General features: G+C 67.1%; 19 protein-coding genes. 8 read left to right on the top strand and 11 right to left on the bottom strand.

The annotated features are described in order from the left end of the window. Positions 1-2 precede the first annotated feature (2 nt). Both dnaJ and hrcA read right to left on the bottom strand, forming a co-directional pair. Positions 3-1,115: a molecular chaperone DnaJ gene (dnaJ, locus tag E3O46_RS07070; protein ID WP_134561406.1), complete on the bottom strand. Its 1,113-nt coding sequence runs from the start codon at positions 1,113-1,115 to the stop codon at positions 3-5. 62 nt (positions 1,116-1,177) lie between these two features. Then, on the bottom strand, positions 1,178-2,191 hold the full coding sequence (hrcA, locus tag E3O46_RS07065; protein WP_134446057.1) for a heat-inducible transcriptional repressor HrcA: 1,014 nt from the start codon (positions 2,189-2,191) through the stop codon (positions 1,178-1,180). Between the two features lie 170 nt (positions 2,192-2,361). Between hrcA and E3O46_RS07060 the strand changes: the two genes are divergently transcribed. Both E3O46_RS07060 and E3O46_RS07055 read left to right on the top strand, forming a co-directional pair. Next, positions 2,362-2,781 carry a DUF4870 domain-containing protein gene (locus tag E3O46_RS07060; protein ID WP_241975264.1) on the top strand — a complete coding sequence of 140 codons (420 nt, stop codon included), beginning with the start codon at positions 2,362-2,364 and terminating at the stop codon, positions 2,779-2,781. A gap of 81 nt (positions 2,782-2,862) precedes the next feature. Beyond that, entirely contained in the window at positions 2,863-3,231 is a 369-nt protein-coding gene (locus tag E3O46_RS07055) for a DUF4870 domain-containing protein (RefSeq protein WP_241975265.1), read from the top strand. An 11-nt stretch (positions 3,232-3,242) separates the two neighbouring features. Here E3O46_RS07055 and hemW read toward each other — a convergent pair whose 3' ends face one another. From hemW to lepA, 3 genes are read right to left on the bottom strand one after another with little or no spacing between them, the layout of a single operon-like run. Beyond that, positions 3,243-4,469 (bottom strand): radical SAM family heme chaperone HemW, encoded by a 1,227-nt coding sequence (gene hemW, locus E3O46_RS07050; RefSeq protein WP_134446059.1) that lies wholly within the window; start codon positions 4,467-4,469, stop codon positions 3,243-3,245. A 2-nt stretch (positions 4,470-4,471) separates the two neighbouring features. Next, complete coding sequence (locus E3O46_RS07045) at positions 4,472-5,119, bottom strand: DUF1990 family protein (RefSeq protein WP_134446060.1); 648 nt, start codon at positions 5,117-5,119, stop codon at positions 4,472-4,474. Positions 5,120-5,123: 4 nt separating this feature from the next. Beyond that, positions 5,124-6,977: a translation elongation factor 4 gene (gene lepA / locus E3O46_RS07040; RefSeq protein WP_134446061.1), complete on the bottom strand. Its 1,854-nt coding sequence runs from the start codon at positions 6,975-6,977 to the stop codon at positions 5,124-5,126. A 241-nt stretch (positions 6,978-7,218) separates the two neighbouring features. On the opposite strand from lepA, the gene rpsT reads away from it, so the two are divergent. Next, a complete protein-coding gene (rpsT, locus tag E3O46_RS07035; RefSeq protein WP_134446062.1) occupies positions 7,219-7,482 on the top strand; it encodes a 30S ribosomal protein S20 in 264 nt (87 codons plus the stop codon). A gap of 86 nt (positions 7,483-7,568) precedes the next feature. Here rpsT and E3O46_RS07030 read toward each other — a convergent pair whose 3' ends face one another. From E3O46_RS07030 to E3O46_RS07005, 6 genes are all read right to left on the bottom strand, one after another. Beyond that, positions 7,569-8,405, bottom strand: coding sequence for an ABC transporter permease (locus E3O46_RS07030; protein WP_134446063.1), 837 nt, complete (start codon positions 8,403-8,405; stop codon positions 7,569-7,571). Beyond that, on the bottom strand, positions 8,402-9,364 hold the full coding sequence (locus E3O46_RS07025; RefSeq protein ID WP_134446064.1) for an ATP-binding cassette domain-containing protein: 963 nt from the start codon (positions 9,362-9,364) through the stop codon (positions 8,402-8,404). Before E3O46_RS07025 ends, E3O46_RS07030 begins: the two co-directional genes overlap by 4 nt. Before the next feature lie 52 nt (positions 9,365-9,416). Beyond that, entirely contained in the window at positions 9,417-10,262 is an 846-nt protein-coding gene (locus E3O46_RS07020; protein WP_134561405.1) for a DUF4097 family beta strand repeat-containing protein, read from the bottom strand. Between the two features lie 91 nt (positions 10,263-10,353). Further along, on the bottom strand, positions 10,354-10,842 hold the full coding sequence (locus tag E3O46_RS07015; protein ID WP_134446066.1) for a toxin-antitoxin system HicB family antitoxin: 489 nt from the start codon (positions 10,840-10,842) through the stop codon (positions 10,354-10,356). A gap of 82 nt (positions 10,843-10,924) precedes the next feature. Continuing rightward, entirely contained in the window at positions 10,925-11,962 is a 1,038-nt protein-coding gene (gene holA, locus E3O46_RS07010; protein ID WP_134446067.1) for a DNA polymerase III subunit delta, read from the bottom strand. A 93-nt stretch (positions 11,963-12,055) separates the two neighbouring features. Next, the gene (locus E3O46_RS07005; protein ID WP_277612970.1) at positions 12,056-13,765 is read right to left on the bottom strand and encodes a ComEC/Rec2 family competence protein; all 1,710 of its coding nucleotides are present in this window, start codon (positions 13,763-13,765) and stop codon (positions 12,056-12,058) included. A 41-nt stretch (positions 13,766-13,806) separates the two neighbouring features. Between E3O46_RS07005 and E3O46_RS07000 the strand changes: the two genes are divergently transcribed. From E3O46_RS07000 to E3O46_RS06985, 5 genes are all read left to right on the top strand, one after another. Further along, complete coding sequence (locus tag E3O46_RS07000; protein ID WP_134561403.1) at positions 13,807-15,168, top strand: recombinase family protein; 1,362 nt, start codon at positions 13,807-13,809, stop codon at positions 15,166-15,168. 19 nt (positions 15,169-15,187) lie between these two features. Further along, the gene (locus E3O46_RS18995) at positions 15,188-15,553 is read left to right on the top strand and encodes a recombinase zinc ribbon domain-containing protein (RefSeq protein WP_134561402.1); all 366 of its coding nucleotides are present in this window, start codon (positions 15,188-15,190) and stop codon (positions 15,551-15,553) included. Positions 15,554-15,930: 377 nt separating this feature from the next. After that, entirely contained in the window at positions 15,931-16,062 is a 132-nt protein-coding gene (locus E3O46_RS18840) for a hypothetical protein (RefSeq protein WP_277612968.1), read from the top strand. After that, on the top strand, positions 16,059-16,589 hold the full coding sequence (locus E3O46_RS18990; RefSeq protein ID WP_420897723.1) for an FDXHR family putative zinc-binding protein: 531 nt from the start codon (positions 16,059-16,061) through the stop codon (positions 16,587-16,589). The genes E3O46_RS18840 and E3O46_RS18990 overlap by 4 nt, the downstream gene beginning before the upstream one ends. Positions 16,590-16,642: 53 nt before the next feature. Further along, on the top strand, positions 16,643-17,242 hold the full coding sequence (locus tag E3O46_RS06985) for a hypothetical protein (RefSeq protein ID WP_134561400.1): 600 nt from the start codon (positions 16,643-16,645) through the stop codon (positions 17,240-17,242). The last annotated feature ends 65 nt before the right edge of the window (positions 17,243-17,307 follow it).

The following is a 17,307-nucleotide window of genomic DNA, read 5'->3' as shown; positions in this document are numbered from 1 at the left end:
GGTTAGACGCGGAACCGGTCGCGGAGCTTCGCGAAGAGTCCCTGCTGCACCGCACTGAGCGCGGGAGCCGGGGACTTGTGCTTCGCGGCGAACTGTTCGATCAGTTCCCTCTCCTTGTGGTCGAGCTTGGTCGGCGTCACGACGTGGATCCCGACCTTGAGGTCGCCGCGGCCATTGCCGCGGAGGCGCGAGACTCCGCGGTCCTTGACCGTGATGACTTCGGAGCCCTGCACTCCGGCACGGATCTCGACGGTGATGTCGCCGTCGAGGGCCTTGACCGTTGTGGTCGTGCCGAGGATCGCATCCGTCATGGGCACGTCGAGGGTGCAGAGCAGGTCGTCACCGTCGCGGCTGAACACGTCGTGGTGGCGGACCTTCATTTCGAGGTACAGGTCGCCGTTGGGGCCGCCGGCAGGTCCGGCCTCTCCGCTCCCGGGCATCTGCAGGCGCAGGCCCGTGTCGACGCCGGCGGGGATGTCGACCGGAACAGTGCGGCGGGCGCGGACACGGCCCTGGCCCTGGCAGGTCACGCACGGGGTTGCGATGATCGTGCCGAAACCGCGGCAGGAGCCGCAGGGGCTCGAGGTCATCACATTGCCCAGCAGGGAGCGCACGGCGCGCTGGATGTTGCCGGTGCCGTGGCAGATGTCGCACGTGACAGGGGCGGTTCCGGGCTGGCAGCAGGTTCCGCTGCAGGTCGCGCAGACGATGGCCGTGTCGACCTCGAGGTCGCGGTGGGTTCCGAAAATGATCTCGTCGAGGTCGAGTTCGACCCTGATCAGGGCGTCCTGGCCGCGTTCGCGGCGAGACCTCGGTCCACGGCTGCCGCCGCCGCCTCCGAAGAAGGTCTCGAAGATGTCGCCGAAGTTGCCGAAGTTGCCGTCGAACCCGGCGTTTCCGCCCGTACGGCCGTTGCCGCCGTGGTCGTAGTTGTCGCGCTGCTTCGGGTCGCTCAGCACGTCGTAGGCGTGGGTGACGTGCTTGAACCGCTCAGACGCATCCGCGCCGGGGTTCACGTCGGGGTGGAGCTGGCGGGCGAGGCGACGGTACGCCTTCTTGATTTCGTCGGTGGAGGCATCGCGTGCGACGCCGAGTACTTCGTAATGGTCAGCCAAAGCTGGCTCTCCTAGGTCTGTTTTCGTAGGTGTGCGGCGTGGGGGCTGGTCGAGGGACTCGCCTATTCGAGCAGGCGGGACAGGTAGCGGGCGACGGCACGGACGGCCGCCATGTTGTTCGAGTAGTCCATCCGGGTGGGGCCCAGGACGCCGAGGCGGGCAAGGTCTCCACCCTGCGAGCTGTAGCCGCTGGTCAGCACGCTGGTCTCGGAGAGTCCGAATGGCGCGTTCTCCCTGCCGATACTCACCGACACCCCGTGCTGGTCTGTCGCCATCTCGCCGAAGAGGCGCAGCAGGACGACCTGCTCCTCGATGGCCTCGAGCACCGGGTAGATGCTCCCGGTGAAATCTTCCTCCGTGCGCACGAGGTTCGCGGCGCCGGCCATCACCAGCCGCTCCTGCCGGTTCGCACCGACCTGGTCGCGAAGGGTGAGGGTGACCAGGGAGACAACGTCCGGTTGCTCGCCGGCCAGGTCGGCGGCATCCGTGAGCGCGATCGCTGCTGCGCTCATGCTGAGGCCGACCACGGCGGCGTTGAGGCGGGCGCGGAGGCGGACCAGCAGCTGCTCCTCGAGCGGCCGGGGCAGCTCGATCACGCGTTGCTCGACCCGGCCGGCATCCGTGATCAGCACGGACAGGAGCCGGGTCTCCGAGAGCGCCACGAGCTCGATGTGGCGCACCCTCGCACGGGACAGCGAGGGGTACTGCACGAGCGCGACCTGGTGGGTGAGCTGGGAGAGCAACCGCACGCTGCGGGCGAGGACCTCGTCGAGGTCTGCGGACTGCCCGAGGAACGTCTCGATGGCCTGGCGCTGCGCTGCGGAGAGCGGGCGCAGATCGGCGAGGTGATCGACGAAGAGCCGGTACCCCTTGTCGGTCGGGATCCGCCCTGAGGAGGTGTGCGGGGCGATGATGAGCTCCTCCTCCTCGAGGAGAGCCATGTCATTGCGAATGGTCGCCGCCGACACTCCGAAGGAATGCCGGTCAACGATGGTTTTTGACCCGACGGGCTCGCGCGAGGCGACGTAGTCTTGAACAATGACCCGCAGAACTTCGAGGCTGCGATCCGAAACCATGACTGAATCGCCTCCTTTCCGGGTGACTGGGTGCCGGCGACTTTGGCACTCACGGCGTTTGACTGCCAATCATATCGCGACACACGGGGACACCCCCATTGCTAGCGGATGATTGGGCGCAGTACCTTGAGTCTTGTAACGGTCCTCCATCCGCACGGAAAGGCACGATGATGAGCAATTCAACCGGTAACAACGGCGAAGATCCGAACCTGGGCCAGCGCCCCCCGCAGCAGCCATACCAGCCGGCAGCACCCACACCCGTTGCCGCTGCTCCCCTCACCGAGACCGAGGACCGCCAGTGGGCGTCCTTCGCGCACCTCGGCGGCATCATCGGCCCGCTCCCCTCCCTGATCATCTGGCTCGTGTTCAAGGATCGCGGTCGCTTCACCGCCCAGGAAGGCAAGGAAGCCCTGAACTTCCAGATCACGATCGCCATCCTCTACGTGATCGGCTCGATCCTCCCGTTCGTCGGTGCCCTGATCATCTTCGCCGCCTGGGTCGTGGCGATCATCTTCTCGATCCTCGGGTTCCTGAAGGCGAAGGACGGCCAGGCCTACCGCTACCCCTTCGCCCTGCGTCTCATCAAGTAGCGCGGCGACCGGCGGAACCTCACACCACCCGGAGTATCTCGCGGGACCAGCACAACCAGATAACGCGTACAAGGAGCCCGAATGTCCACACCACCCCCCGCCAATTCCTACCAGCCCGTTACGCCGATGAACCCGTCGGACGAACGCTTGTGGGCCACCCTGATCCACGTGGGCGGAATCCTCTTCGAGTTCGTGCCCGCGCTCATCGGTTACCTCGTGCTCAAGGACCGCGGCCCGTTCATCCGCGCGCACGCGGCGACGGCGCTCAACTTCCAGATCACCCTGGCCATCGCCTATGTGGTCAGCGGAGTGCTGACGCTGGCGCTGGTCGGGTTCCTGCTGCTGCCCGCCGTCTGGGTCTTGAGCGTCGTCTTCAGCATCATCGCGGCCCTCGCGGCCAACAAGGGCGAGTACTACACCTACCCGCTCACCATCAAGTTCGTCAGCTAGACCGCAGCACCTTAATCCGCGAGAAGCCGCCGTACGACGGCGTCCGCGAGAAGCCGTCCTCTCCTGGTCAGTTCGACCGTCCCGGAGAGGGCGGCTTTCGCGTTGACGAGTTCATCGGCGATGAGACCGGCGACCTCGCGGCGACCGAGCGGCGAGAGCGAGTCGATCCGGATGCCCTCCCGGATGCGGGTGAGCAGGAGGACCCGCTCCACCTCGCGGGTCGTGTCGTCGAGGGTCTCGCGCCCTGCGGCAGGTGAGTCCCCGGCGAGGATCCGGTCGGCGTATGCGGAGGGGTGCTTGACGTTCCACCACCGCACGCCGCCGACGTGGCTGTGCGCACCGGGTCCGACCCCCCACCAGTCCTGGCTGCGCCAGTATGCGAGGTTGTGCCTGGACCGGTGCGCGGCATCCGTCGCCCAGTTGCTGACCTCGTACCAGCCGTAGCCGGCCGCGTCGAGGAGTTCGTCGGCGAGTTCGTAGAACTCGGCCTGGGTGTCCTCGTCGACGGGGGCGAGTTCGCCTCGGCGGATCTGCCTTGCGAGCTTCGTGCCGTCCTCGACGATGAGCGAATACGCGCTGATGTGGTTCGGGGACAGGCCGATGGCCTGCTCGAGGCTCGCGCGCCAGTCGGCACGGGTCTCCCCCGGCGTGCCGTAGATGAGGTCGAGACTGACGTCGAGCCCGGCATCGCGGGCCCACCCGGTGACGAGCGGGATGCGCTCCGGGTCGTGGGTGCGCTCGAGGGTCGCGAGCACCCGGGGCACGGCGGACTGCATGCCGAAGGAGACCCTGGTGAAGCCTGCGGCGGCGAGAGTGTCGAGGTAGGCGGCGTCGACGGAGTCCGGGTTGGCTTCCGTGGTCACCTCGGCGCCGTCCGCGAGGCCCCAGGTGTCGCGGACGGAGTCGAGCATCCGGACCAGGTCCACAGCGGGCAGGAGTGTGGGGGTGCCGCCGCCGAAGAACACCGTCGCGGCTTCCCGGTCCGGAACCCCGGAGTCGCGGAGGATGCGCCCTGCGGACTCGACCTCGGCGACGGCCTGGCCCGCGTAGTCGTGCTGGGACGCTCCGCGTAGCTCGGTCGCGGTGTAGGTGTTGAAGTCGCAGTAGCCGCAGCGCACCCGGCAGAACGGCACATGCAGGTACACGCCGAAGTCGCGCTCGGATGCCCCGACGGCGGCGGATGCCGGGAGCAGGCCGTCGCGCGGTGCCGGATCGCCGAGGGGAAGGGCGCTGCCCATCGTCAGACCGCGCCGACCGGGTGCAGGGCGCGCAGGTAGCGGGCGGTGTACTTGGCCTGCTGCATGCGGACGATCGGCCAGGCGAGCCGGTAGTACCAGGTGCTCGGACGTGAGAAGGCCCGGATCGTCAGCCAGACGGAGTCATCGGCCTGTCGGTCGACGATGAACGCCTCCTCGCCGCTCGCGGGGTGGCCGTCAAGGGTGCCGTAGCCGAAACCGATGCGGTCCGTCTCGTCGATGACGTAGACGACACGTACGGGCGAGTCGACGGTGAACGGGCCCACTGCCACCGAGAGGCGCGCGGACATGCCGTTGACGATGTACGGGGTGCCGTCGTCGGCGAACGTCGCCTCGTCGACCGGGTGCTCCTGGTTCACCGAGGGGGTGCCGTCGGCGTTGAACACGATCCCGGAGTACTGGACGCCGGTGCTCTGCTGGAGGTCGGTGACGGTCATGCCACTGCCGAGCTGCACGCCCCAGGTCATCAGGAGCGCGGCAGCGGTCCGGAACCGCTCTTCACCGCTGCCGAGGCGAACGGTGCGTTCGAGCGGCCGGTAACCGCGCGGCGGGTACCGGAGCAGATCGGGGGCGAGGGTGCCGCCGATCGCCGCATAGGTCACGGCCGCGTCGGTGAAGGTGGAACGCCGCATCCGCCTACTTCTTCTCTTTCTTGGCCGGCTCGTCCCCCGAGAGCGCGGCGATGAAGGCCTCCTGCGGCACCTCGACGCGGCCGACCATCTTCATGCGCTTCTTGCCCTCTTTCTGCTTCTCGAGCAGCTTGCGCTTGCGGGAGATGTCGCCGCCGTAGCACTTGGCGAGGACGTCCTTGCGGATGGCGCTGATCGATTCGCGGGCAATGATGCGGGCTCCGATCGCGGCCTGGATCGGAACGTCGAACTGCTGCCGTGGGATGAGTTTCCGCAGCCGCCCGGTCATCAGCACGCCGTAGTCGTATGCCTTGTCGCGGTGCACGATGGCGCTGAACGCGTCCACCTGCTCGCCCTGCAGCAGGATGTCGACCTTGACCAGGTCTGCCTCCTGCGAGCCGATCGGTTCGTAGTCGAGCGAGGCGTACCCGGCGGTCTTGCTCTTCAGCTGGTCGAAGAAGTCGAAGACGATCTCGCCGAGCGGCATCGTGTAGCGGATCTCGACCCGGTCCTCACCGAGGTATTCCATGCCGAGCAGGGTGCCGCGGCGGCCCTGGCAGAGTTCCATGATGACGCCGACGTAATCCTTGGGCGCGAGGATCGCGGCCTTGACGATCGGTTCCTCGACCTTGGCGATCTTGCCGTCAGGGAACTCGCTCGGGTTCGTCACGGTGACGGTCTTCTTGTCGTCGGTCGAGACCTCGTAGATCACGCTCGGGGCCGTCGTGATCAGATCGAGGTTGAACTCGCGGTCGAGGCGCTCGGTGATGATCTCGAGGTGCAGCAGCCCGAGGAACCCGCAGCGGAACCCGAAGCCGAGGGCGACGGATGTCTCCGGCTCGTAGACGAGGGACGCGTCGGAGAGCTTGAGCTTGTCGAGTGCTTCACGGAGAGCGGGGTAGTCGCTGCCGTCGATCGGGTAGAGGCCGGAGAACACCATCGGCTTGGGCTCCGTGTAGCCGGGGAGGGCGACGGTTGCCGGGCGCAGCGCGGTCGTGACGGTGTCGCCGACCTTGGACTGGCGGACGTCCTTCACACCGGTGATCAGGTAGCCGACCTCGCCGACGCCGAGACCCTTGCTCGGGGTCGGTTCGGGGCTTGTCACGCCGATCTCGAGGATCTCGTGCGTCGCCCGGGTGGACATCATCTGGATCTTCTCGCGCGGGCTGAGCTTGCCGTCGATCATACGGACGTAGGTGACGACGCCGCGGTAGCTGTCGTAGACCGAGTCGAAGATCATCGCGCGGGCGGGGGCGTCCGGGTCGCCGACGGGGGCGGGAATGAGCCTGGTGGCGCGGTCGAGCAGTTCGGCGACGCCGATTCCGGTCTTGCCGGAAACGCGCAGCACGTCCTCCGGCTTGCCGCCGATGAGGCTCGCGAGTTCCTTCGCGTACTTGTCTGGATCTGCGGCGGGCAGGTCGATCTTGTTGAGCACCGGGATGATCGTGAGGTCGTTCTCGAGGGCCAGGTAGAGGTTCGCGAGGGTCTGGGCTTCGATGCCCTGGGCCGCGTCGACGAGCAGGATGGCGCCCTCGCAGGCCGCGAGGCTCCGGGAGACCTCGTAGGTGAAGTCGACGTGACCGGGGGTGTCGATCATGTTGAGCGCGTAGGCCTGGCCGTCGAGTTCCCAGGGCATCCGCACGGCCTGGCTCTTGATCGTGATGCCGCGTTCGCGTTCGATGTCCATGCGGTCGAGGTACTGGGCCCGCATCAGGCGGTCGTCGACGACGCCGGTGATCTGCAGCATCCGGTCGGCGAGGGTGGACTTGCCGTGGTCGATGTGCGCGATGATGCAGAAGTTACGGATGAATGCCGGCGGTGTTGCGGCCGGCAGGAACGCCGTGAGGGGTCTGGGTGACATGATCCGGTAATTCTCCCATAGCTCAGGCCCGCCGCCGATTTCGCCGTCTCCGCTGCGGCAGATCGAACGCGGTTCGGCCGGGGAGACCGAGTAGCCGACACGATTATCGGCCGGACCGATTAACTGGTATCGTTGCCTGTTGGCTTGCGTGTTGGGTCCCACCCCACCACGATTTTGCCGTACGGCGCCCTCTACCGCCACGCGGCCCATCCGAACAAGAACCTAACGAAAGCGTATAAACGTGGCAAATATCAAGTCGCAGATCAAGCGAATTGGCACCAACAAGAAGGCCCAGGAGCGCAACAAGGCGGTCAAGAGCGAGTTCAAGACCGCTGTTCGCGCTGCGCGCCTCGCTGTCACCTCCGGCGACAAGGACAAGGCTGTCGCCAGCCTCGCGATTGCGTCGAAGAAGCTCGACAAGGCCGTCAGCAAGGGTGTCATCCACCGCAACCAGGCCGCAAACAAGAAGTCGGCGCTCGCCAAGTCCGTCGGCGCGCTCGTCTAGTCTCTGCACCACCCAAAAAGCCCTCCGCCTCAGGCGGGGGGCTTTTTTGTCGTCCCGACCCCTTCGCGGGGCGGGACCCGGGTCTGTCAGCGCACCGAGGTGCGCTCGTAGAGGGCCATCGACCAGACGTAGCCGGCGACCGAGAGCAGGGCGCACCATCCGATCGCGAGCATCGGGTTCCAGCCGAGCGGGGTGCCGAGCAGGAGACCGCGGACGGTCTCGATGAACGACGTGAACGGCTGGTACTGCGCAAACGACTGCATCCATTCCGGCATCGAGCCCGTCGGCACGAAGCCGCTGCCCAGGAGCGGAAGGATCGTCAGGATCATCGGCAGGTTACTGGCGGTCTCGACGGTTTTCGACTGCATGCCCATGGCGACTCCGAGCCAGCTGACCGCGAACGAGACGAGCACGGTGAGTCCGGCGACGGCGAACCACTCTGCGACTCCCGCCGTCGGCCGGAATCCGACGAGGAGGCCGACTCCGAGCACGAGGGCGACGGCGATGATCGCCTGGATCGTGTTGCCGACGACGTGCCCGGCGAGGACTGCAGCGCGCGAGATCGACATTGTGCGGAACCGTGCCGTGATGCCCTCGGTCATGTCCATCGCGACGGTGATCGAGGCGCCGCTCGCGGTCCCTGCAATGGTGATCACGAGGATGCCCGGCATGACGTATGCGAGGTAGGCGTCGCGGCCGCTCGCGGGATCGACGCCGGGCAGTCCTGCCCCGAGCGTGCCGCCGAACACGAAGACGAGGAGCAGCAGAATCACCACGGGCCCGAGGATGGTGAACATCGACAGGCCGGGATACCGAACCATGTGCAGCAGGTTGCGACGCAGCATGGTGATCGCGTCGGCGACGGTATGCGATGGCCGGCGGCCGCGTGGTGTTGCCTGACGCCGGGCCGTGAGGGTGGTCATGATTCGGTTCCCTTCGTGTCGACCCGGCCCGGCCGATCCTTCGTGCCGGTGAGGGCGAAGAACACGTCGTCGAGATCCGGGGTGTGGATGCTGAGGTCGTCGACCTCGACGCCGGCGGCATCGAGGCGATCCAGGATGCCGCGCAGCGCGCCGACCGTACCGTCGCCCGGCACCGTGAGCGCGAGTCCCGCCTCATCGCGAGCGGACTCACCGAACAGGCGCGAGGCAGCGTCGAGCGCCGCGCTATCCGGGAGACGCAGCCGGATGTGCCCGCCTGGCACGAGGCGCTTGAGCTCGTCCGGCGTTCCCTCCGCGACGATCCGGCCGCCGTCGAGCACCGCAATGCGGTCCGCGAGTTCGTCCGCTTCCGCCAGTTGCTGGGTGGTGAGCAGCACCGTCGTCCCCTGCGCGACGAGGTCGCGCACGATGTCCCAGACGGTGTGGCGACTCCTCGGGTCCAGCCCGGAGGTGGGCTCGTCGAGGAAGATCACGCTCGGGGCCTGGACGAGCGTCATCGCGAGGTCGAGACGGCGGCGCATCCCGCCGGAATAGGTCGCGAGCGGCTTGCGGGCCGCCTCGACGAGGTCGAACTGCTCGAGCAGTTCGGTCACCCTGGCCTTCGATCGTTTCGCGCCGAGGTGACGCAGCCTGGCCATCAGCTGGAGGTTCTCCTCGCCGGTGAGCAGGCCGTCGACCGCCGAGAACTGGCCGGTGACGCCGATCGCGGCGCGCACGCCGTCGTGGTCGCGCAGGACGTCGCATCCGTTCACGAAAGCCGTGCCGCCGTCCGGTCGCACGAGCGTGGACAGGATGTGCACGGTTGTCGTCTTCCCTGCGCCGTTCGGGCCGAGCAACGCTGTGACGGTGCCCGCGGCAACGGAGAGGTCGACGTCGTCGAGTACGACCCGTCCGCCGTAGGACTTGCACAGTCCGTGGACGTCGATCGCTGAGCTGGTCATGGTCTTCCCTTCTCGTGATGTCTTCTGGTGGTGGGGATCTCGGACGGCACGGTCATCGGGCGCGCCGGATGCTGATGTCGCTGTGCTGGGTGCGGGCACGGACCGAGACGGTCGGCTCCGAAGCGTCGGGAGCGCGGTCGCCCGCCAGTTCGTTGCGCACCCTCCCGTCTTTCGAGGAGAGGTCGAGCCAGGCGGGCACGCCGGACCGGACGCCGATGGTGACCTGGCCGTAGCCGCTCTCGACCTGGATGGAACCGCTCGAGACCTCGTGCACGTGGATGCTGCCATATGCGGTCTTCGCCGTGACGGAGGCGAGCGCCTGTGTCACGTCGAGGTCGCCGTAGGAGAGTTTCGCGTCGAGATCGCCACAGGCCTCCCCGACCATGATGCTGCCGTGGGACGCCTTGAGGATCGCGTCACCGGCAATGGTGCCGACCCGGATCTGGCCGTGGTCGGCCGTGACCTCGATTCCACCCCCGACGGTCGCAACGGTCGCGTTGCCGTGCGCCGCGCGCAGCCACAGGTCGCCGGTGGCGTCGAGGTCGACGGGTCCGGTTGAGGACTTGATGCGGGTGTTGCCCAGGCGCCCGACGGTCCGCACGCCGCCGACACTGATCTCTGCGGTCAGCCGCGACCCCGCGGGGAGCTCGACCGTCACGTCGACGGACTCCGTCGGGCCGATGACGCTGAAGCGGGGCTTCGGACCGGTCACGGTCAGTCGCCGGCCGTCGAAGTCGACCGTCGTCTCCTCCGCGCCGCGGCGGTCGACGGCCTTTGCCGGGTTGGTCGCCGACACCGTTACGACGGTCTCCGTGCGGTCGCCGGCGAAGACGTCGATCATGCCGACCGGCAGGTTGATGGCGAGGTTGATCGGGGTGGGTGTTGGGTAGCTGGGCATGCTGGCGCCTCCCTTTCTGTGGGCTGGAGCAGTTCTTGGAACGGGTGTCCGGCCCCGACATGCGGGCCGGTGGATGCCGGGGCGGGGCCGGTCAGCGCGCCCAGCCTGCGAAGTTGTCGCCGGTGCGGAGCGTGCGCTGGGCGGAGCGTCGTTGCCTGGGCTGGACTTCCGCAGCGATCGCCCGGACGAGCCAGGTGTTGACGGACAGCCCGTCGGCCGCGGCCGCCTCATCCACCCGCGCTTTGAGGGCATCGGGCAGGCGCAGCGTCGTGCGCGAGGTGCTCGCATCGTCGAGGTCGACGGGTGTGGCCGGCCGCTCGTCGGCGTCCGACTCCGGGTTCGGCTGGGTCACCACGAACTCGATCTCGCGGCCACGGAGTCGCAGGTCGACCGAACCGGGCGCGAGCTCACGGGTGATCTCCCCGACCGCCGCCGACAGGACGTCGAGGAGCACAAGCCTGGCCGCGGCATCCAGCCCGGCGGCGAGCCGTTCGGCGACGGCTCGGGTGTCCTCCGCGCCGTTCGCCGCGGTCTCCGCCAGCTGGAGTTGCAGGTCGGTGACGTACTGTCCGAGTTCCATGTCACCATGGTGACACCATCGTGGTGTCATGTCAAGCGATTATGGTGTCACGCGGTCAGCTGGGTCGTGACGGGGCGGGAAGTCAGTCCTCGCCCCGGCGGGCGATGACGCCGATGAGGCGTTCGAGGGCGAAAACGGGATCCCGTTCGGCGCCCTTGACCGCGGCATCCGCTTCAGCGAGGGCGACGATGCAGCGTCCGAGTCCCTCGTCGGTCCAGCCGCGCAGGTCGCGCTGGGCGCGTTCGACCTGCCAGGGCGCCAGGCCGAGCTGGCCGGCGAGCTGGCCCGATCCGCCACGGGCGCCGTAGACCTTGGCCATCGTGCGGATCTTCATGGCGAACGCCGCGACGACGGGGACCGGGTCTGCACCGGAGGTGAGCGCGTGACGCAGGATGACAAGGGCGTCGCCGTACTTGCCCGCGATCGCGGCGTCGGCGACCTTGAACGCATTCGCCTCGACACGGCCGCCGTAGTACCGGTCGACCGTGGTTTCGGTGATCTCGGCCGTGGAGTCGGCGATGAGCTGCTGGCACGCCGCGGAGAGTTCGGCGAGGTCTCCGGAGAACGCAGCCACGAGGGCGCGCAGGGCACTGCCGCTCACCCGTTTGCCTGCCGTGCGGAATTCGGCCGCGGCGAAGTCGTGCCGGTCGGTGTCCTTCTTGAGTTCCGCGCAGACGATCTCGATGCCGCCGCCGAGACCGGACCGGATGGTGTCGAGGAGTTTTTTTCCGCGCACGCCACCGGCGTGGCGGAGCACGACATAGGTGTCGTCCGCGGGGTTCTCCAGGTAGTCGAGGGCTTCGGCGAGGAAGGTGTCGCTGCACTTCTCGACGTTCGTGACCCGGATCAGGCGTGGTTCGCCGAAGAGCGACGGGCTCGCCATCGTGAGCAGCTCACCTGGCGCGTAGCTGTCGGCGAGCACGTCGCTGATCTCGAGGCTCGGGTCCTCGAGCTTGAGGAAGTCCCGCAGCTGCCGGATGGCCCGTTCGGCGAGGAAGGTCTCTGTGCCGGAGACGAGCACGATCGGGGCGGGACGGACCTCGTGCCAGGCGAGTTGCGGGATCGCGACGGCCTTGCCGGTGCGGGCGGTCTTGGCGGGTGCTGCGCTGCGGACGGCCACGCGAGTCCTCTCCCCTGGGCCTGCTCACGGGCGGGCTCAGGGTTTCCAGCCTAACCGGCACCGGGGACACTGAGCCTCGACACGACACCGGTTTCAGCCGCCCTTCTCCGTCCAGACCGTGAGGGCTCCTCCCCCGGCGGCGGCCGGTGCAACGACCGAGAGCCCCTGCCGGTCGGTGCGCACGGCGAGGGTGCCGACCGAGCGGAGCAGGTCGAGCAGGGAGGCCGTCGGGTGCCCGTAGCCGTTGTCGGCACCGACGGAGATGAGTCCTACGGTTGCGTGCAACTCGGCGTAGAACTGTGGGCTCTGGTCCCGGCTGCCGTGGTGGGCGACCTTGACGACGTCGACCCTGCCCGGCGCGGACACCCGGTCGAGCGCGACCTGGGCGTCCTCGCCGAGGTCGCCCAGAAACACCGAGCGGATGCCGCGCCCGTCGAATTCGATCGTGACGCTCCCCGGGTTGCCGGTCTGCATCTCCGACCCGCCGGGCACGGGCCAGAGGATGTCCCAGCGCAGGCCGCCGAGCGTGCCCGCGTCGCCCTTCGCCGCTTGCCGCACCTCGGCGCCGCCCTCGGTGAGCCGGGCGTGCAGCCGTTCGTCCTGCGCGTTCTCGGGGATGCCGACGAGTGCGGTGCCGACCCGGCCGATCACGGCCCCGATTCCGCCGATGTGGTCCATGTCGTAATGGGTCAGCACCAGCAGGTCGATCCGGTCGATCCCGAGCGAGCGCAGGCACTGCTTGAGCGGTTTCGGGTCCGGCCCGACGTCGACGAGGGCGAAGCGGTCCCGGTCGGTCCCGTGGTCCCTGACGACGACGGCATCACCCTGGCCGATATCGCACGCTGCGATCTGCCAGTCGGCGGGGAAGGTCAGGGCGCGGCCGATGCCCTTTCCGATCAGGGTGCCCGCGTATCCACCGACGACCAGCACAAGCACCACGAGCGCGACGGCCGACCAGCCGTCGAGCGTCGAGCGGGTCCGGCGGGCACCGCGTGAACCGGCGTCGCCGTCGCGGCCTCCCATTCGCTCCCCGATTCCGGCTCGTGACCCGGTCCGTGTGCCCTGCCGCAGAAGCAACACGAGCACGGCCGCGGTGAGGACCAGGGTCACGAGCACCCCCAATGGCCCGCCGAGCCAGGGCAGGCTGCTGCCCGGCAGCTCCGCCGCGGTCCGCGCGACTGCGGCGATCCACGCGGACGGGACCCACGCCGCCCAGAGAACGACGCCTGCCACGCCGGGGAGCCAGGGCAGCACCAGGCACGCCGCAAGGCCGAGGACCGTGGCGAGCGGGGCCGCCGGCTCGGCGAGCAGGTTGGCCGGAACGCCATAGAGCGGAAAGGTGGGGCTTAGCAGCACGAGCACGGGCTGGCAGGCCAGCTGCGCTGCGAGCGGGATCGCGATCAGGGCGGCGAGCCCGGTCGGCAGCCAGCGGGCCAGGGATCGGGTCAGCGGCCCGGCAAGCACGAGAAGGCCGCCGGTGGCGAGCACGGAAAGTGCGAACCCGTAGCTGCGGGACAGCCAGGGGTCCGTCGCCAGCAGCACGATGACGGACAGCGCGAGCAGGGGCAGACCGCGACCGGGCCTGCCGATGCCCAGTCCGATGAGGAGCACCGCCGCCATCACGGCGGCGCGGAGCACGCTCGGCTCGGGGGTGACGAGCACGACGAAGCCGAGCAGGACGCCGAGCGACAGGGTGATGCGCGCACCGCGCCCGAGCCGGAGCCGGCCGAGCCTGAGCCTGGCGCCGATCAGCATGATGATCGCGATCACGACCGCGCAATTCGCCCCGGAGACCGCGGTCAGGTGGCTGAGCGATTTGATACGTCAAGAGTTACAGTTATTGCATGACAGCAATCATCTACACTCGGCAGTCACTTGACAAGACGGGCAAGGAGGCGGGCGTGACTCGCCAGCTCAAAGACTGCCGTTCATTGGCGAAGCGTAAGGGCCTCGACGTGATAGCGGAGTTGAGCGACAACGACATTTCGGCAACGACCGGAGTACGCCGCCCGTCGTTCGAGAACCTACTGCAACTGATCGAAAGCGGGGCCGCCGACACTGTTATTGTCTGGCACCCTGACCGGCTTTACCGCAAGCTGACTGACCTCGTGAAGATCACTGAGATAGCCCAGCGCCACGGCCTGACGATCGCATCCGTGCAGGCCGGTGACGTGGACTTGAACACCCCCAGCGGCCGCATGAGCGCGAGCATCTTGGGTGCCGTTGCCACGCACGAGGGCGAGCACCGCACGGAACGCCAGCGGGCCTCATACCGCCAGCGGGCCGAGGCCGGGGAATGGCACTTCTCGCGCCGACCGTTCGGTTATAGGCGCGACGGCGACAAGGTCGTGCAGGTACCCGAAGAGGCCGAAGTTCTGCGCGAGGTGCTGACGCGCTACTACGCCGAGGAGACGCCGAGGCACGCAATCATGCGCGACCTGAACGACCAAGGGATACTCACCCCGCAGGGCAAGGCGTGGGGCATCATTCAGGTACGGGACCTACTCACGAACAGCCGTTATGCGGGGATCTCGTCGTACAACGGCGTTGAGGTCGGCAAGGGTTCCTGGGAACCTATTGTTGACGAGGCGACATGGCGCTCGTGGCAGAGCGGTGCCGCAAAGCGCAAGCGCAAGTCCACGTTCACCGCCGCGAAGTATCTGCTAACCGGGATTGCCGCATGTGGCGAATGTGGCGGCGTGATCTACGTCAAGCACCGTGCTAACTCGGGACTCTCATATTTCTGCAACGAGAACGGGTGCGTTCAGCGTTCCGTGAATTCCGTGGACGACCTAGTGGAGAAGGTCGTCATTGCGCGACTTCAGAAGCCCGACGCTGTCGCGACGTTGCGCCCCAAAGCGGCACCGATGGAACACCTCTACGCTGAGCGCGCTGTCGCCCAATCCAGGCTCGACGATCTGGCCGAGTTGCTCGCTGACGGCACCCTGACGGCCCAGGCCGTGCGGGACGCCGCGAAACCACTGCGAGCAACGATCAAGCGCCTAGACGAGAAGACCGCAGCCAGCGACGCAGCCGCAGTCATCCCGCTGGACCTTCTCGTCGGTGACGTGGCGGGCAAATGGGCCGCGCTCTCCCTCTCCGGCAAGCGCGGATTGGTCCGAGCCCTCCTCGAAGTACGAATCTCCAGGCAGGGGAACACGAGAGTATTCGATCCCGAAGCCGTAGCTATCAAGTGGCTCTCGTAGCCGCCGATACCATGAGGCCATGAATGGGCTACTGTCTGGGCTCGCCGTTTGCGGCGTTTGTGGGTCCCCGGTACACGCGGGCGTAAATGCGCGAACGGGCATCCGCACATACCTTTGCTCGGCCTCGACTGGACACCTCACGCGGAACGCGGAACCGATCGAGGTGTATGTGCGGGGCGTCGTCATAGCGCGCCTGTCCGTTCCCGACGCACACGACGTGCTCAACGATCCAGCGCACAGTGACGTGACCGACGCATGGGATTCCCTAACGACCTCGCGTCAACGGGTGATCGTGGGGACGCTTATGCGCGTAACCCTGTTCCCTCCGGGGCGTGGAACGCGGACGTTTCGCCCGGAGACCGTCGGCATTGAGTGGTTGAGCTGAAATCTCCGAAAAAGTTATCCACATCTTTTCGCGTCGACCTTTAACACGTACGTATCAACGTTGACCCGCTCTCGAAATCATCGATCGGCGCGACGACGGGACCTTCAAGCGCCGCCAGCACTCAACCCCAACGGGCAGTAACGGGCTGACTTTCGAAGCGGTGCAGAACCCTGAAAATCGCCTGTGTTGCACCATCCCGAATCGCCAACACTTCTCTTCGTACCCTCCTTAGCATTGTCTCAACCTCGAAATACGGGGCACACAATGACGAGAGGTGTCCAGCCGTGGCATCCAGTAATCCGAAGACGCGTTCCATCGTGGCGACGCTCGGAGCAGCTACAAGGTGGGGCACCGCCTCGCCGGAAGCATTGGCAAACATGCAACGTGACCTCGCCGCCGAACGGCTCGCGCTCTACATCGAGCGGGTCGTCGCCGATGCACCGCCGCTCACCGGAGCGCAACGTGACAGGCTCGCCGCTCTACTGTCCGGGGCGGTCGTGCCCGCATGAAAACCCTAAGAGAAAGACCCCCGGCGGCAACCGGGGGTCCTAAGCAATCACGAAGGGGATCGGATCACGAAGAGAATACCACCGGGCGCGCCGTCGGTTGTGTGTCGCACTCGAAGTGCGGCAAGGAGTGGAAGCAACGAGGGAACCTGACGGGCCATTGCGCCAAGTGCTGCGAGACGTTCGAGGGCCTAACTCTGTTCGATGCCCACCAACTAATCCTGCCGAACGGCAGAGTCGAGTGCAGGGACCCTCATTCGCTGGTGTTCCATGGTGAGCCGATTCGGCTTGTCGAAGGCACTTGGCGAGGGCCGGGAATGTCCGCGACCGATCTCACCAGACGCCTCTCATTGGGAAACGCAGGAGGGATAGACGCCACACCCGGGCCTGAGTGCCCACCTGTGCCCCTGGAGGCCCGCGTCGCAGATCAGGGCGACACCGTTCCCCAATCCGTGTCGGTTCCTACGTCGGGGGGTGACAACCTGTGGACGCACGGTTTCCATGCCACTACCTCAACGATCGGCGCGTAATGCGCTTGACCCCAGAGGCGTTCCGAGCGTTCGTGTTGGCGACTGCTTGGTCGGTGACGAACATGACGGACGGGCGAATCGAACCGGACGACCTGCCACTGATCCCATGTTCGCCGTCCATTGCCGCGTCCCTCGTCGGGGCCGAGCTCTGGCGGGCTGTCGGCGGCGGTTGGGTAATTGCTGATTTTGCCGACACTCAGACGAGTAAAGAGCAGCTTGAGGGTTTGAAACAGAAGCGTCGTCTCAACGCAGATCGGCAGGCACGACACCGGCAGCGCCAGAAAGAATCCGGTTCGGAGCGTGACGATGTGCGTGACGTAACGCGTTACGTACCAGGGCACGACAAAGGCAAGGCAAAGGCAAAGGCAAGGCTTCTTACGAGCAGCCAGTACACGCAGGACGGTTTGACGAACGAGGAGTCGGCTGCCCCGGTTACGGCGTGGCCTGTGGCGAAGATTCCCGATTCGGAACCGGAGGGATTTGCCGGTGAATTTGTGGACCTTCGGACGGGCGCGATCGAACCGTCTCCGCCCGGTAGCCGCAAGTGCAGGGTGTGCTCTAACAAGTTGTGGACGCCGGAATCGCTCGCGTCCGGGCTGTGCCGAAAGGGTGACAGCGCTCACGAGGTCGCGCGGATGGAGCGCGCATCGTGATCTACGCGCCACCGCCGCCCCCACCGGTACCGGCACCTCGCTTCTCTGAAGACGCTTGGCAGCGT

Origin of the sequence: Cryobacterium glucosi (genome assembly GCF_004402235.1) — a bacterium.
Lineage (GTDB): Bacteria > Actinomycetota > Actinomycetes > Actinomycetales > Microbacteriaceae > Cryobacterium > Cryobacterium glucosi.
The sequence above is the reverse complement of the archived record's forward strand: the minus strand, read 5'-3'. Positions and strand labels throughout refer to the sequence as shown.